At 67.6% G+C, this 15053-nt stretch carries 17 protein-coding genes, 1 tRNA gene and 2 pseudogenes; 9 read left to right on the top strand and 11 right to left on the bottom strand.

The window, feature by feature from the left end:
- The 3 genes from ABFX45_RS09760 to ABFX45_RS09770 all read right to left on the bottom strand — a co-directional run.
- Positions 1-569 (bottom strand): HhH-GPD-type base excision DNA repair protein (locus ABFX45_RS09760; RefSeq protein WP_109639066.1); only part of this gene is annotated, 569 nt, incomplete at its 3' end.
- Between the two features lie 215 nt (positions 570-784).
- Positions 785-1423: an RICIN domain-containing protein gene (locus ABFX45_RS09765; protein ID WP_346129132.1), complete on the bottom strand. Its 639-nt coding sequence runs from the start codon at positions 1421-1423 to the stop codon at positions 785-787.
- A 162-nt stretch (positions 1424-1585) separates the two neighbouring features.
- Entirely contained in the window at positions 1586-2701 is a 1116-nt protein-coding gene (locus ABFX45_RS09770; RefSeq protein WP_109639068.1) for a J domain-containing protein, read from the bottom strand.
- Positions 2702-2808: 107 nt separating this feature from the next.
- Here ABFX45_RS09770 and ABFX45_RS09775 point away from each other — a divergent pair.
- The 4 genes from ABFX45_RS09775 (at position 2809) to ABFX45_RS09790 (ending at position 4932) form a co-directional block, all read left to right on the top strand.
- Positions 2809-2882, top strand: a tRNA-OTHER gene (locus tag ABFX45_RS09775).
- A 136-nt stretch (positions 2883-3018) separates the two neighbouring features.
- Positions 3019-4248, top strand: coding sequence for a glycoside hydrolase family 18 protein (locus ABFX45_RS09780; protein WP_346129135.1), 1230 nt, complete (start codon positions 3019-3021; stop codon positions 4246-4248).
- A gap of 32 nt (positions 4249-4280) precedes the next feature.
- Positions 4281-4652, top strand: coding sequence for an MmcQ/YjbR family DNA-binding protein (locus ABFX45_RS09785; protein WP_346129137.1), 372 nt, complete (start codon positions 4281-4283; stop codon positions 4650-4652).
- 19 nt (positions 4653-4671) lie between these two features.
- On the top strand, positions 4672-4932 hold the full coding sequence (locus ABFX45_RS09790) for a Prokaryotic metallothionein (protein WP_109639071.1): 261 nt from the start codon (positions 4672-4674) through the stop codon (positions 4930-4932).
- On the opposite strand, the gene ABFX45_RS09795 is transcribed toward ABFX45_RS09790, so the two are convergent.
- A complete protein-coding gene (locus ABFX45_RS09795) occupies positions 4929-5522 on the bottom strand; it encodes a TetR family transcriptional regulator (RefSeq protein ID WP_109639335.1) in 594 nt (197 codons plus the stop codon). The genes ABFX45_RS09790 and ABFX45_RS09795 overlap by 4 nt on opposite strands.
- A gap of 81 nt (positions 5523-5603) precedes the next feature.
- Here ABFX45_RS09795 and ABFX45_RS09800 point away from each other — a divergent pair, with 81 nt between their 5' ends.
- Positions 5604-5939 (top strand): hypothetical protein, encoded by a 336-nt coding sequence (locus ABFX45_RS09800; protein ID WP_109639072.1) that lies wholly within the window; start codon positions 5604-5606, stop codon positions 5937-5939.
- A gap of 5 nt (positions 5940-5944) precedes the next feature.
- On the opposite strand, the gene ABFX45_RS09805 is transcribed toward ABFX45_RS09800, so the two are convergent.
- The 3 genes and pseudogenes from ABFX45_RS09805 to ABFX45_RS09815 form a co-directional block, all read right to left on the bottom strand.
- On the bottom strand, positions 5945-6526 hold the full coding sequence (locus ABFX45_RS09805) for an ABC transporter permease (RefSeq protein WP_346129140.1): 582 nt from the start codon (positions 6524-6526) through the stop codon (positions 5945-5947).
- An 83-nt stretch (positions 6527-6609) separates the two neighbouring features.
- Entirely contained in the window at positions 6610-6969 is a 360-nt protein-coding gene (locus ABFX45_RS09810) for a zinc-binding dehydrogenase (protein WP_346129625.1), read from the bottom strand.
- Positions 6966-7640, bottom strand: a pseudogene (locus ABFX45_RS09815) (zinc-binding dehydrogenase); the annotation flags it as partial. The gene ABFX45_RS09810 and the pseudogene ABFX45_RS09815, both read right to left, overlap by 4 nt.
- Positions 7641-7745: 105 nt before the next feature.
- On the opposite strand from ABFX45_RS09815, the gene ABFX45_RS09820 reads away from it, so the two are divergent.
- Complete coding sequence (locus tag ABFX45_RS09820; protein ID WP_346129142.1) at positions 7746-8393, top strand: TetR/AcrR family transcriptional regulator; 648 nt, start codon at positions 7746-7748, stop codon at positions 8391-8393.
- On the opposite strand, the pseudogene ABFX45_RS09825 reads toward ABFX45_RS09820, so the two are convergent.
- The 4 genes and pseudogenes from ABFX45_RS09825 to ABFX45_RS09840 form a co-directional block, all read right to left on the bottom strand.
- Positions 8370-9313, bottom strand: a pseudogene (locus ABFX45_RS09825) (ribose-phosphate diphosphokinase). The gene ABFX45_RS09820 and the pseudogene ABFX45_RS09825 sit on opposite strands and share 24 nt — an antisense overlap.
- A 10-nt stretch (positions 9314-9323) precedes the next feature.
- The gene (locus ABFX45_RS09830) at positions 9324-9806 is read right to left on the bottom strand and encodes a hypothetical protein (protein ID WP_346129144.1); all 483 of its coding nucleotides are present in this window, start codon (positions 9804-9806) and stop codon (positions 9324-9326) included.
- On the bottom strand, positions 9803-11311 hold the full coding sequence (locus ABFX45_RS09835) for a PHP domain-containing protein (protein ID WP_346129146.1): 1509 nt from the start codon (positions 11309-11311) through the stop codon (positions 9803-9805). The genes ABFX45_RS09830 and ABFX45_RS09835 overlap by 4 nt, the downstream gene beginning before the upstream one ends.
- Positions 11312-11402: 91 nt before the next feature.
- Positions 11403-12209 carry a metal-dependent hydrolase gene (locus ABFX45_RS09840; protein ID WP_109639077.1) on the bottom strand — a complete coding sequence of 269 codons (807 nt, stop codon included), beginning with the start codon at positions 12207-12209 and terminating at the stop codon, positions 11403-11405.
- A 113-nt stretch (positions 12210-12322) separates the two neighbouring features.
- On the opposite strand from ABFX45_RS09840, the gene ABFX45_RS09845 reads away from it, so the two are divergent.
- From ABFX45_RS09845 to ABFX45_RS09855, 3 genes are all read left to right on the top strand, one after another.
- Positions 12323-13165, top strand: coding sequence for an SDR family NAD(P)-dependent oxidoreductase (locus ABFX45_RS09845; RefSeq protein WP_346129149.1), 843 nt, complete (start codon positions 12323-12325; stop codon positions 13163-13165).
- A gap of 79 nt (positions 13166-13244) precedes the next feature.
- Positions 13245-14468 (top strand): NADP-dependent isocitrate dehydrogenase, encoded by a 1224-nt coding sequence (locus ABFX45_RS09850; protein ID WP_109639079.1) that lies wholly within the window; start codon positions 13245-13247, stop codon positions 14466-14468.
- A gap of 202 nt (positions 14469-14670) precedes the next feature.
- Positions 14671-14958, top strand: coding sequence for an SH3 domain-containing protein (locus ABFX45_RS09855; RefSeq protein ID WP_146231700.1), 288 nt, complete (start codon positions 14671-14673; stop codon positions 14956-14958).
- Positions 14959-15053 lie beyond the last annotated feature (95 nt).

Below are 15053 nucleotides of genomic sequence, written 5' to 3' on the forward strand. Positions count from 1 at the left end.
TACTTGCCCTTGGCCGCGGCCTTGGCGGCCTTCTTGAAGTCCCGCACCTCGAGCAACGACTTCTGGTCCGTCACGTCAGCGACGCTACGTCGGCTTCCGTCCTCGCCGTAGTGCCCGGCGGCCTCACGCCACCCGTCCGGCGTGACGCCGAACTGCTTGCCCAAAAGGGCCAGGAAGATCTTCGCCTTCTGGTCCCCGAACCCCGGCAACGCCTTGAGCCGCTTGAACACCGCGGCCCCGTCCCCGTCGGCCCAGATCCGCGTGACGTCCCCGTCGTAGTGCTCGACGACGTACTGCGACAGCGCCTGCACCCGCTTGGCCATCGAACCGGGGAACCGGTGCACGGCGGGCGGGGTGGCCATGATCGTGGCGAAGGCCTCCGGGTCGGCCTCGGCGATGCGGTGCACGTCCAGGCCGTCCATGCGGTCGGCGAGGACCTTGGGGCCGGAGAAGGCCTTCTCCATCGGGATCTGCTGGTCGAGCAGCATGCCGAGCAACAACGCGAACCGGTCTTCTGCCAGGAGGGCGTCGGCTTCGGGGTTCTGCGCGAGGCACACCGTGCGGGTCATGGCGGCAATCCTGACACGTGCGCCGGATGGCGGCGCGCTCGCGGACCACGTGTTCCAGGTGCGGGTGCGTAAGCGGAAAGGCCGACACCAACCTCCGCAGCGGCACGCGGCACGTTGAATCGGTGCGGTCGGTGTGCAACGGGTGACGCATTTACATGTGAAGTGGCCGCCTGCGGAAAATGTGCGAGCGGCCACTTCACGTGCACCTCAGATTGTTAGTTGGCCTGGTAGAGCGTGAACAGCTGGTTGTTCAGGCTCTCGCAGTCCCACTGCAGGAATCCGGTGCCATTGACGGTGTTGCGGTTGTCGAGGTCGAGGCACTTGCCCGTGGCGCGGTTCTTGAACATGACGGGCCAGTCGTGGGTCGCCGGGTCGGCGCCTGCGGGCAGCACGACCTCCCACTGCTGGTTCGAACCGTTGTGGCAGTTCCACTGGATCACGTGGGCGCCGTTGGCGGTGGAGCCGTTGGCCAGGTCGAGGCACTTGCCGGAGCTGGCGTTCACGAACATCGCGGCGCCGTACGGGGTGCCGGTGCCGGCGACCCAGATCGGGGCCCACTTCTGGTTGTTCGTGCCGTAGCAGTCGAACAGGATGACGCGGGCGCCGTTGTCGACGGAGTTCCACGCCACGTCGGCGCAGCGCGGGTCGCCGCCGACGTAGCTGGGGTCGGTCGTCCTCGGGACGATGTAGGTCCACTCGGCCTCGCCGGCCGCTGCGGCCTGCATCTGCGCGCCCGTCTTGGGGATCTCGTACGGCTCGAGCTTCGGCGCGGCCGAGGACGGCGAGATCGCGAGCGACATGAGAGCGGCGCCGGCCGCAATGGCAATGGAAACTCTGCGAATGACGTTCTTCACTTCAATCCCCCATGATTAATCTGATGAAGACGGCATGGGAGAGCGCCCTCGACTTCAAACTGCTCCCCCCAGTTGGCGAACCCAATCTTTCAGGCCGTCAGTCGCCCGTCAAGAGGTAATTCGTCTCAACTCGGAGATGCATTCGTACGGAGGCGAAACAAGTCACGCGCCGGCGACTCGGACTTCGGAGACCACCTGCCGCACCAGAAGGCGCAGCGCCTCGCGGTCGACCGTGGCCGGGTCGTCGGCGAGCCAGTCGCCGATCTCGCGCACGAACTGGTCCGGGGTCATCGGCGGGACCTCGAAGTCGAGGTCGTCGTCGCACGTGATCTCGCCGGCCCGGCTCGGGTAGACGATCATCGCCCCGCGGATCTCCAGCCACGGCAGGATTTCGGCGAAGCGCTCCACGCCCTCGATCAGCTGCGAGCCGCCGCCGCGGAACGGGTGGCCGTTGCGCCAGAGCTCGCCGTCCTCGTCGCAGTAGTAGTGGCCGGGCAGCCACGACTTCGACTCGATGAGGACGAGGCGGCGCCCGCACAGCAGCGCGTGGTCGATGTCGGTGAAGACCGAGCCGGGCCAGGCGAGGCCGTGGAAGATGCGCACGCCCGGTAGCTGCGTCATGTACTCGGTCAGCAGTCCGGCGGTCAGCCGTTCGCGTCTGTTTTCACCCGGACGGCCGAAGATGGTGTTCCCGTCGTACTCACCGGCGAACGCCCGTTCGGCCCTCGTGGTGGCGATGTAGCGGCGCACCAGTCGGAACGCCGCGTAACCGGCGCCCGCGACGAGGGGGAGCCAGACGGCCAGCAGCAGCGGGGACAACGGCAGTGCCAGCGGGATCAGCAGAACGAACCACCCGCCGATCGCGGCCGCCGCGGGGGCGTGGCCGACGCGCGTGGCGGGCACGTAGCGGACGCGCTGACCCAGGTCGATGCGGTTCCACCAGTCCATCGAGCCGAGGTCGACGCGGGGGCGTGGTGCCATGTAGTTCGGGTCGTCGCCGAAGTCGCGCAACCTGCCAGTACGGCCGGTTCGGCGAGGTCGCGGGCGTGCCTGCGGGCGCACCACGGGTGGCGGCGGTGCGGCCGGGCGGTCGTAGTCGGCGCGCCTGACCGGGTCCTTCAGCGTCTCGTAGGCCTCCTGAAGCATGCGGAAGCCGCCAGACGTCCCACCCGCGTCGGGGTGCATGACCTTGGCGAGGGAGCGGTACGCGGACTTGATCTCCGCGGCGCTGGCTCCCCGGCTCACACCGAGCAACTCGTAGTAGTCGATCCCTGGCACGACACCGTCCAGTCCGAGGTTGGTGCATGAACCTTATTGGGTCCAACACTTTCGCAGGGCATACGGCCCGGCATTCGCCGACTAGTGTGGGTGCAGCGGTAGGCGATGGGGCCTGTAGCGCAGTGGTCGACGCGCCCTCCGGCACGGAGGGAGAACGCCGGTTCGAATCCGGCCGGTCCCGCTCAGCTGACGGGTTGCCTCCTTCCCTCCTCCTCGTACGTCTCGGTCGTGTTCCCGGTTCACCATTGACGGCAGTGGTCTAGTCCACTTAGCTTGAGGTGAGCGCCGCCGCGCCGTCACCCATCGAGGAGACCGCTATGTTCAGGCGCAGAATCATCGCGGCGGCATCGGCACTTCTGATCGCGGCAACGCTGGCCGCACCGGCATCGCAGGCGCGGGAGGAGGCCGGCGCGCAGGCGATCGCCAACCGCGTCGTCGGCTACTTCGTGCAGTGGGGTGTCTACCAGCGCAACTACCACGTCAAGAACATCCGCACGTCCGGCTCGTCCAGCAAGCTGACGCACATCAACTACGCGTTCGGCAACGTCTCCGGCGGCCGCTGCGTCCTCGGCGACGCCTATGCGGACTACGACAAGTTCTACGACGCGGCGTCCTCTGTGGACGGTACGTCGGACACCTGGGACGCGGGTGCGTTGCGCGGCAACTTCAACCAGCTGCGGAAGCTGAAGAAGCTGCACCCGAACCTCAAGGTCCTGTTCTCGTTCGGCGGCTGGACCTGGTCCGGCGGCTTCCCGGCGGCGGCGAGCAGCCCGAGCGCGGCGGCGGCCTTCGCGGACTCCTGCTACAAGCTCGTCGAGGACCCGCGCTGGGCCGACGTGTTCGACGGCATCGACATCGACTGGGAGTACCCCAACGCGTGCGGACTCACCTGTGACACCAGCGGTTTCAGCTCGTTCAAGACGCTGATGCAGGCCGTGCGGGCACGCTTCGGCTCCGGCAACCTCGTGACCGCCGCGATCACCGCCGACGCCTCGACCGGCGGCAAGATCGACAAGGCGGACTACGCGGGTGCCGCGCAGTACGTGAACTGGTACAACCCGATGACGTACGACTTCTTCGGCGCCTGGGCCGCCCAGGGCCCGACCGCGCCGCACTCCCCGCTGACCAGCTACCCCGGCATCCCGCAGCAGGGCTTCAACACCGACGCCGCGATCCAGAAGCTCAAGAGCAAGGGCATTCCCGCCAGCAAGATGTTGCTGGGCCTCGGTTTCTACGGCCGCGGCTGGACCGGCGTCACCCAGTCCACACCCGGCGGCACTGCGACCGGCGCCGCACCCGGCACCTACGAGGCCGGCATCGAGGACTACAAGGTGCTCAAGACTCGTTGTCCGGCCAACGGAACCGTCGCGGGCACCGCGTACGCCAAGTGCGGCAGCCAGTGGTGGAGCTACGACACCCCGGCCACGGTCCGCAGCAAGATCTCGTGGGCCAGCGGCCAGAACATGGGTGGCGTCTTCTTCTGGGAGCTCTCCGGTGACACGTCCAACGGCGAGCTGATCAGCGCGATCCGTTCCGGCATCGGCTGATAGAACCGCCACCGAAGGCGCAGGATGTTCGGGTGGACGCACTCGAACACCTGCGCCGCCTCTGCCTGGCGCTGCCAGAGGTGACCGAACGCCTGAGCCACGGCGAACCGACCTGGTTCGTCCGCGGCAAGAAGACCTTCGTGATGTTCGCGAACCAGCACCACGACGACCGCGTGGCGTTCTGGTGCGCGGCGGGCCCGGACGTCCAGGAGACCCTCGTCGCCCAGGCACCGGACCGCTACTTCCGCCCGCCCTACATGGGCCACCGCGGCTGGCTCGGCGTGTACCTCGACGTCGAGGTCGACTGGGACGTCGTCGCGGACCTGGTCGAGGACGCCTATCGGGTGATTGCCCCGAAGACGCTGGTCGCGCAACTCGACGCCTCAAGTTGCCGACCTGACTGACCTGTCGCAGTCTTCGCGCATGGCGACCTGTGACGTCTGTGGCAACGAGTACTGGATGGCCTTCGAGGTGCGCACCGTCGGCGGCGGCGTGCACACGTTCGACAGCTTCGAGTGCGCGATCCAACGCCTCGCGCCGCGCTGCGAGCACTGCGACTGCCGCGTGATCGGGCACGGTGTGGAGGTGGAGGGCCGCTTCTTCTGTTGCGCCCACTGCGCGCGTTCGGCGTCCGCCGACCTCGGGGCGCAGATCCGCGACACCGTCGGCGCCCATCCGGGCTAACGCAGGACGAGGTCCAAGCTGAGCGGCACGGGCGGCGGCAACTCGTTCGTGCCGGTTCGGAACGCCTCCAGCAGATAGGCGACGAGCCGCTGTGAAGCGGCCACTGCCACGTCGACGGGCACGCCGGCGAGGCCGCCGTTGGCCAGGAGCACCAGGGTCAGGTCGTGCGGCGAGAAGTCGGCGCGCAACTGTCCGCTGTCCTTCGCCCGCTGCACCAACGCGCTGAAGCCCAGCCACGTCCGGTCCCGCACCTCGGAGTGCATGTCGGGGAACGACGCGACGAACGCTGCGGTGAACCCGCGATCCGTGGCCTGCAGCAAGCACACCTTCTCGATCACCGTGCGGAGCCCGCGCCACGGGTCCGGATCCGCCAGCGCCTCCTCGATGGTGGCCTGGCAGAGGGCGAACTGCTCGGTGAACGCCTCCATCACCAGCGCTTCCTTGGTGGGGAAGCGCCGGTACAGCGTGGCGACCCCGACTCCGGCGTGGCGGGCGATCGCGGCCATCGGCACTTCCAGCCCGCGCTCGGCGAACAGCTCGCGCGCGACGGCCAGCACCCGCGCGCGGTTCTCCCGCGCGTCTGCACGCATCTGAGACGGTTCGGCGGTCACTTCTTCTCACTTCGCGTCAAGTGGACGGGGTTCTCCACTTACGAGGCTACGTTGGCGGACATGAACTTCAAGGGACCGGTCGTACGTCACCTCAACAAGTTGATGGTGGGCCTGCGTGACGCACCGCTCGTGGGGAAGCTCGTGCGCAAGGTGATCACCGTCGTGTCCTACACCGGACGGCGCTCCGGCCGTACGTTCTCCACTCCTGTCAGCTACCAACGCAACGGTGACGTCGTGGCCATCCAGGTGATGATGCCGGACGCCAAGACGTGGTGGCGCAACTTCAACGGCGAGGGCGGCCCTCTCACTCTCGAACTCGATGGCGTGCAACGGACCGGACACGCGACATCGCACCGTGACGACCGAGGCCGTGTCACGGTGCGAGTGCAGCTCTAGAACCCTTACGCGGCAAGGGAATCCAGGCGGCGACCTTCCAGCACCGCCGCGACCGCGTAGGCACCGCCGCCCAGCACGGCGAGCACACCGAAGAAGTCGGGCGCGGGCACGAACAACGTCGCTGCCGCCACCAACGCGAGCCAGGTGCCCAGGTTGTAGTGCAACGCGTTGCGGCGCACGGCTCCCTCTGCGATGTAGGTCAGTCCCACGACGATGGTCGCGCCCGCGGGCCAGAGCACGGTCTGCAGCCCTGGTTTCTCGAACACGGTGCTCAGCGCTGTGATCATGAGAGCCAGCGCGGCGAATCCGGTGACCCAGGCCGTGCCGACGAGCTTCTCGGCACGGCGGCGTTCCGGAGAAACAGCGCGCTGAGCCCGCAGCGAGGCCGTCATGGCCAGGACCGTGCCGGCGAGGAGCCCTGCACCGAGGAAGCCGATCGGCAGCCAGGACGGCATGACGACCAGGCCGGTCTCGGAGAGCACGGCGGCGCCGTGGCCGAAGACGTAGGCGAACGCGAAACCCAGGTAGGCGGCGCGGTTGTCGACCTCACCGGCGAGAACGGTGGTGCGGACAGCGGTGGCGTTCATGATGGGGACCTCCGGGAAGTGAGTGACGTGATCAAGCGGGTGCGAGAGCGGAGAGGCAGCGGCCACGGTGGTCTGGCGGTCGGTCACGGCTCCGGGACGATCACGACCTTGCCCAGCACGGTGCGCGACTCGGCCAGCGCCAGCGCGGAAGCGGCTTCGGACAACGGAATGCGTGCGGCGATCTGCGGCGTGAGCACACCGGCGCCGACGAGACGGAGCACCTGCGTGAGGTCGTCCCGAAGCCGTGCGCGGAACGCGGCGGGACGGAAACGCTTGCCGGCCCAGAAGTTGTAGAAGCCCGCGCGCTTGCCATTGGGCAGCACGTTCCACAAGAACAGGCGTCCGAACAGTTCAGCACCGGCAGCATCGCGTTGCCGGGCTCGTCCTTCGTCGCCGCGGTGCCGTAGTTCACCAGCGCACCGCCACGGCGCAGCAGCCGCCACGACTTGTGCAGCCCCTCGCCACCGACGTGGTCGAACACCGCGTCGACACCGTCGGGCGCGAGCTCGTGGATCCGGTCGTACATGTGCGGATCCCGGTAGTCGACGGGGGTCGCACCCAGCTCCCGCACCGCGTCGTGGTGGCGGGCCGAGGCCGTGCCGATCACCTTGATGCCGGCGTGCCGGGCGAGCTGCACGAGCGTCGAGCCCACGCCGCCGTTGGCGCCCAGCACCACGATCGTGCCGCCGGTCCTGACCTTCGCGGTGCGGTGCAGCATCTGCCACGCCGTGACGCCGTTGACCACGACCGTCTCCGCCGCGGCCGGCTCGACGCCATCCGGTACCGGCACCAGGTCGGCGGCCTCGACGATCAGGTGGCTGGCCCACCCGCCGACCTTGGTGACCGCGGCGAACCGGTGGAGCTTCAGCGCGGGGTCCACGCCGGTGCCCACGGCGACGACCGTGCCGACGACGTCGTAGCCGGGCACGAACGGGAACGGCGGCTGGTCGAAGTACTTGCCGAGGCGCATCTGCTGCTCGGCGAACGAGACCCCGGTCGCGTCCATGCGCAGGACGACCTGGCCCTCACTTGGCGCGGGCAGGTCGCGGACCTGCACTTTCAGGCCGCTGGGCGCGACGATGCCCGGCAGGACGACCTCGGTGGTGGTGTTCATCCGGTGGCTCCTCGGCTCGCTGTGCTGACGGACGTAAGCTAACGACCGTAAGTCTACGAGCGCAAGACCTAACAACCATAAACTTTCAGGTGTATGGTTACGGCCGTGACGAACACGGAGCCACGCAGGCGCAACCGCCGCGGCGAGGGCGGCAAGCTGCGCGAGGAGATCATCGCCGCGGCGATTGCCCTGCTGGACGAGGGCGGCGACGAACGCGCGGTCACGCTGCGCTCGGTCGCACGCAAGGCGGGCATCGCGGCGCCGTCGATCTACGCGCACTTCGCGGACCAGCCGTCGATCATGCTGGCGGTCGTCCAGCAGGAGATGGACCGGCTCGCGGCGGCCCTGCGCGAGGCGGACGAGAAGGCCGGCCAGGACCCGCGGCAGCGGCTCTTCGCGGTGTGCAACGCCTATCTGGACGTCGCTCGGCAGCACCCGCAGCGCTACCGGATCATGTTCGGCGGCTTGTGGACGCCATCGGTGGAGGACACCTCGATCACCGACGACGAGCTCGAGTCACTGGGCGCCGAGGCGCTCACCCTGCTCGCCGACGTGCTCGGCGCGTGTGTCGAGGCAGGGATCGCGCACGACAGCGACGACCTCTACGGCGACGCGGTGGCGTTGTGGCTGGGGCTGCACGGCCTTGCGCACCAACGTGCCGTGGTGCGCAAGATGCCAGGACCGGCCGACGTCGCGGAACGGCTGATCACCGCGCTGGCCCACCTGAAGTCAGGGAGCCTCGAACAGGGTTGAGACCGACTCGCCGACGTTGATCCGGCGCATGGCCTCCGCCATCGCCGGCGCGATCGACAGCACCTTCAGCTTCGGCACGATCTTGTCCGAGGGGATCGGAACGGTGTTCGTCGCGACGATCTCGAGCACGTCGTCGAACGCCTGCAACCGGTCCAGCGCACCGGACGAGAACAGCCCGTGCGTGCAGGCGGCCCGGATCGACCCGGCTCCACGCTCCCGCAGCTTGTCCAGCAACTCGATGACAGTCGACCCCTTGGCGATCTCGTCGTCCAGGACGATCACATCGCGCCCGGTGACGTCACCGATCACGGTCGAGATCTGCACGTTGTCGTCGGCGAACCGCTGCTTGGCGCCGGCCGCGACCGGCAGGCCGAGGATCCGCGCGAAGTGCGCCGCCTCCTTGGCGTTCCCGAGGTCCGGCGACACGACGACGGTGTTCGTCAGGTCGTACTGGGAGAAGTGTGCGGCCAGCTCCCGCAACGCGTGCAGGTGATCAACGGGCACCGAGAAGAATCCGTGCACCTGCGGAGAGTGCAACGTCATCGCCAGAACGCGTGATGCGCCGGCGGCCACATCAGGTCGGCGACCAGCCGTCCGCCGATGGAGATTCGCGGTGCGTCCTTCTTGTCCGAGCGTGCATAGGCGTAGTGCGGCAGCACAACGGTCGTGCGCGCCGCCGAAGCGCCACGGGCAGCGTCCAGCATCAGCAGCAGTTCGACGAGATGTTCCTGCACCGGCGGCACCAGTGGCTGGATCAGGAACACGTCCCGCTCCCGGCAGTTCGCCTGCAGCTGCACCTCGAGACAGTCGTTGGCGAACCGGGTCAGGCGGCTGGGTGACAGGTCGACGCCGAGATGACGGCAGATCTCCTCGGCGAGAGCGGGATGAGCAGAACCACTGAAGACAGCGATGTCACGCACATCGACGAACTTAGTCGATGACCAGCACCAACTTGCCGTCCTGGAAGAACGGTGTCAGGTTCCCGCGCGTGTCGACCGTGTGCGTGCCACGCGGTAAGACGGCCTCGATCGCGGTGAACGCGAGGATGTCCGAAACACCGTGACGGCCGCGCAACGAGCGTTGGCCCTGGAACCGCAGAGCACGCCCCTCGCGGCGGTACTGGTGGGCCTCGGCGGCGGTGGAGGCGCCTGCTCGCAGCGCGTCCGGTCCCGCGAGACGCCCCGACGAGGCACTGCGCACCGCTACCCCGAAGCCCTGCTCGACCAGTGAGTTCACCACCGCGTCGGACGGGGGCATCGGCAGCAGGAAGGACATCGCGTAGTGCGACTCGACCTCGTGCACCACGACCGTCCTGGCCGTGGTCAGCACGGTGTCGTGCAGCTCCAGCGCGATCTTCTCCGCTTCCCAGCGGTTCTCGTAGCCGGCGTCGATGCCGACGAAGGTGCTGGTCACCTGACCTCCACGAAGATCGGGTTGGTGTAGCACCACAGGTCCTCCCACGGGTTCGCGGCTCCCGGAGTGTCCGCCTGCGGTTCGAACGCGCCGCGGTTGCCGTCGGTTCCGCGCAATCGGAGGTAAAAAGGCTCTCGGACGTTGCGGAACGTGTGCGTGAAGACCGCATAGTGCCAGCGCGGCTCGTAGGATTGCTCGACGTTCACATGTGGCGTCGACAACGTTTCGGGCGACGCCGGACCGGTTACCAGGCCCTTGACGACGTCCAAACGACGCAGGCGCGGCACGAATCCCGCGCTGTTCGGGCGTGTCGCCAAACGGGCCTTGACCTGCGCCGTCACGGTGGATCCACGCCGCACGCACAGCCGCTCACCGAGGCCGGCGGAACCGCTGGAACCGTGGACGCTGAACCGCAGGTCGTCGACCAGCCCGCCGTGCGAAACCCATGCCCGTCCGGCCCGCAGACCCTCCATCACGGCGCCCCGCGTCCGCCGGGTCGCACCGACGGCGGTCCGTGAAGATTCACAGGGGAAGAAGTCGACATAGGGCGGCTGGACCTGCGGCGGGCCGGAGTCCACCGGGTCGAGGTGCTTGCCGTGGAGATCGAACTGGTTTCCCGGCTCCGGCACGCGGACGATCGTGTCGCGCGAGTTGAAGTGCGAGTCGGAGTTCGACGTGATCCACCAGCCGAGGCCCTCGGCGAGCAGCGAGTCCCACACGCCACCGAGCTTCGCCGTCATCCAGTCGAAGCCGCCGTAGGTCTTGTAGGCCTCCGGCGGGTAGGCCGCGTAGGAGTTCGAGCCGGGACTGTTCGCGTACCCGCCGCGGTGGCCGCCGGGGCCGCGCAACGGATCGCCGTCACCCTGCGCGCCGGGCGCACCCTCCATGCCGACAACGATGTCGGGCGCCAGGTCGCGCATGTTCCGCAGTTCATGGGGCGCCACGCGGCCGTTGCGCAGCGGGTGGTTGACGAACACCAGAGCGGACTTCATGGTGCCGTTGCGGATCTTGGTCTGCAGCCAGCGGATCGCGTCCAGAGCCTTCTTCTCGTTGGCGGGACTGGAAGCTTCCTGCCCGTTCAGCCGCCAGTCGAACTGCCGCTCGAAGTCGCGCAGCACACCGGCCTCGTCGTGGCAGTCCTCGAAGAAGAGGGTCGCGTGCTCGGCGCCGGGAACGTTCCACTCCATCCCTTGCCACAGCAGCAGTTGCGGGAACTTCCGCTGTGCCCTGCGGATGTCGGCGGCCGTTGCCTCAACGGAATGCGCCTCGTGCGACGCGTGTCCGTGGTCGGTGATCACCAGCCAGTCCGTGCCGTACCGCAACGCACCGCGGATCTGCTGCTCGATGGTGTACATGCCGTCGTACGAGTACTGCGTGTGCGTGTGGTGGTCGCCGGAAAGCCAGTGGTAGCGCGACGATGCGGAGGCACGTCCAGCGCCGAGCGCACCCGCTGCACCCAGCGCACCCGCTCCCTGCAGGAAGCGTCTGCGGGCTACGTCGGACACGGCTGATCCTCCACACGACTGGTCGGGGTTCGTGGAGGCTAGACCGATCGGGTGAGGCGCAGGTAGCCGCTGAATGGATGGAGCAAGAACACTAGATCGGCAACAGGTCCACCCAGTCGAGGAACGGCAGCGCGCCAGTGGCCTGCAGGGCCGCGAGTCCGAGCCACACCGACAGGATCGTCACGACGGGACCGACGATGGCCATCTCGACGACGCCACCGGTCTTCATCCGCATGATCTTCGGCGGTGCCACGGGGAACCACGTCTTGCCCATGATCGGAACCGGCCAGAGGATCGGGCAGCCCTGCTCGGTGATCGCATCGCCGATGTAGTGCGCGAAACAGCCGACGCCGACCGCGATTCCGCACGCCGCGGCGGACGCGTTCGACTGGGAGGTCCACGCGATCATCGCCCACGTGATCCCCGCGGACACGACGGTGATCAGCAACGCGTCCTGCTTGGGGCACCAGTCGTTCATGATGCCGCGCACCGCGAGACCGGCGAACACGAACATCAGCACCGGCAGCGCCCACTTCTGGCTGTTCTGCACGACCGCGGTGGTGAAGACCGCGGCGAACAACGCGAAGACGAGCGTGTGCGTGAGACCGCGATGTCCGCCGTCTCGCTTGGAATCCTTCTTCGTTCTCGTTGTCCGGTACACGAAGCTGCTCAACGCGTTGATGCCGGCGGACAGCCCGCTGCTCAGTGCTCCGAACGTGCGCGAGATGGTCGAACCGGGGTGGTCGAGATCCGGCAGGAGTGCCGCTCCGGTGGCGAGAACCGCGCCAACGGCCCAGCTCTGCGGCGAGAGCTGGCCGATCGGGTGACTCGATGCGAGTGCGGTGACGGCGCTCCAGGCGAGCAGCCCGCTCATCGCATGTGTTGGCCCAGTTGACACTTACGTCCCTTCTGATGATCACCCGATGGTGAAAACAGTAGCCGCAGGTATCAGGTGCCCGAGCCGAATCTCCATATCTCCGGACAACCAACTCCTCTGCAAGGAGCACGGACATGGGGCAGGTTTGGCTCATCACCGGCAGTTCCCGCGGCATCGGCCGCAAGACCGCAGAAGCGGTGCTCGCCGCCGGACACCGGCTCGTCGCGACCGCGCGCAACCCACGTGATCTCGACGACCTCGTCTCTCAACACGGCGACCGGGTCAGATCTGTTGCACTCGATGTCCGCGACGCCGGGCAAGCCAGGGCGGCCGTGGCGACGGCGGTCCGCGAGTTCGGCCGGCTCGACGTCGTGATGAACAACGCGGGCGCCGGTCGCGTCACGTCGATCGAGGAGTGCTCGGAGGCCGACTTCCGCGACCAGCTGGAGATCAACCTCATGGGCGTCGTCAACGTCACCAAGGCCGCGCTGCCCGTCCTGCACGAGCAGCGGTCGGGCCACTTCCTGCAGGTCGGGTCGACCGCCGGCCACATGGCGTTCGGCGGCGGGCTCGCCCCGTACGTGATGGCCAAGTTCGCGCTGCGCGGCTTCACCGAGTCGCTGGCCGCGGAGTGCGCGCCGTTCGGGGTCAAGGCCACGATCGTCGAACTGGGAGGCTTCCAGACGGACTGGACCGGCCCCTCTCTGGTGGTGACCGAGCCGGGAGAGGACTACGTTCCCTCTGTCGGGGCAATGCTCGACATGATGCGTGGCGCGCACGGCAACATGCCTGGTGATCCGGCCAAGGCCGCCCGGGTCATGCTCGACGTGGTAGCCATGGACGAGCCTCCGCTGAGTCTGCTGCTCGGCAGCGACGCGGTGGACATGGTCCGCATGGCAGACCAGGCACGGAACGCTGAAATCGACAAGTGGGAGCACGTGAGCCGTTCGACGGACTTCGACCCTGAATCGGTGTAACCAGGGTCGCAGGCACACCTCGGCGGTTTACCAGTACGCTTGTCTTGCTTGCATCGTCGCGAGAGGAGCGCCCGGAGTTATGGGCAAGATCAAGGTTCAGGGCACCGTCGTCGAGCTCGACGGCGACGAGATGACCCGGATCATCTGGCAGTTCATCAAGGACAAGCTGATCCACCCGTACCTGGACGTCACCCTTGAGTACTACGACCTGGGCATCGAGCACCGGGACGCCACTGACGACCAGGTCACCATCGACGCCGCCAACGCCATCAAGAAGCACGGCGTCGGCGTCAAGTGCGCCACCATCACCCCCGATGAGGCGCGCGTCGAGGAGTTCGGCCTGAAGAAGATGTGGGTCTCGCCGAACGGCACGATCCGCAACATCCTCGGCGGTGTCGTCTTCCGCGAGCCGATCATCATCTCGAACGTCCCGCGCCTGGTCCCCGGCTGGACGAAGCCGATCATCATCGGCCGTCACGCGCACGGTGACCAGTACAAGGCCACCAACTTCAAGGTGCCCGGCGCCGGCAAGCTGACGATCACCTTCCAGCCGGAGGACGGCTCGGAGCCGATCGAGCACGTCGTCACCGAGTTCCCGGCGGAGGGCGGTGTGGCGATGGGCATGTACAACTACAACAAGTCCATCGAGGACTTCGCCCGCGCCTCGTTCTCCTACGGCCTGCAGCGGGGCTACCCCGTCTACATGTCCACGAAGAACACGATCCTGAAGGCCTACGACGGCGCCTTCAAGGACATCTTCCAGCGTGTGTTCGACGAGGAGTTCAAGGCGGAGTTCGACGCCAAGGGCCTCACCTACGAGCACCGCCTCATCGACGACATGGTCGCCGCGGCCATGAAGTGGGAGGGCGGCTACGTCTGGGCGTGCAAGAACTACGACGGTGACGTCCAGTCCGACACGGTCGCGCAGGGCTTCGGCTCGCTCGGCCTGATGACGTCGGTCCTGATGACGCCGGACGGCAAGACCGTCGAGGCCGAGGCCGCGCACGGCACCGTGACGCGTCACTTCCGCCAGCACCAGGCCGGCAAGCCCACGTCGACGAACCCGATCGCGTCGATCTTCGCGTGGACCCGCGGCCTCATGCACCGCGGCAAGCTGGACAACACCCCCGAGGTGATCCGCTTCGCCGAGGCGCTCGAGGAGGTCGTGATCGAGACCGTCGAGGCCGGTCAGATGACCAAGGACCTGGCCCTGCTGGTCGGCAAGGACCAGGCGTGGCTGACCACCGAGGACTTCCTCGCCGCACTGGACGAGAACCTCAAGAAGAAGATGGCGTCGTTCTGACGTTCGCCTGATTCACGCAGTCGAGAAGGCCACCCCGGTCACGCCGGGGTGGCCTTTTCCGTCCCCGCGTCACCCGGTCGGTTCCTCTTGCGGGTGGTTGCCGCGCCGAGCCCTCCACAGGGGTCTGTCAGCCGCTATATCTGCAGCTCCAGGGCAGTGCGGTATTCGGAGGCTGGCGATGTTGGGTGTTCCGGTCAGGGGCATGATCGTGATTGGCGTGCTGGGCATCGCCGGCGTCATGTACGTGGCGAACGGCGGCAAGCAGATGACCAGTGAGCAGGGCGCCCAGATCTGCAAGGTCACGGTGACCGCGGACATCCTCAACGTTCGGTCGGGCCCCGGCGACATGCAGCCGATCGTCTCGACGATGCCGCGCGACGCCGTTGCCGACGCCCAGCCGCGCGTCGAGAACGGCTACCGGATGCTGAGCGACCGGCGCTGGGTCAGCACGCAGTTCGTCGCGCTGACCAGCGACTCGACCTGCAAGTGAGAGATGCTCCGAATTTCCGGCTGAGATACCAGGTGTTTCCCAGTTGGGTCAGGCCTTTCCAGGTCCGGGGACCCTCCATAGGATTGACCCGGCTG

It is taken from the genome of Lentzea roselyniae (assembly GCF_039537795.1).
Lineage (GTDB): Bacteria > Actinomycetota > Actinomycetes > Mycobacteriales > Pseudonocardiaceae > Lentzea > Lentzea atacamensis.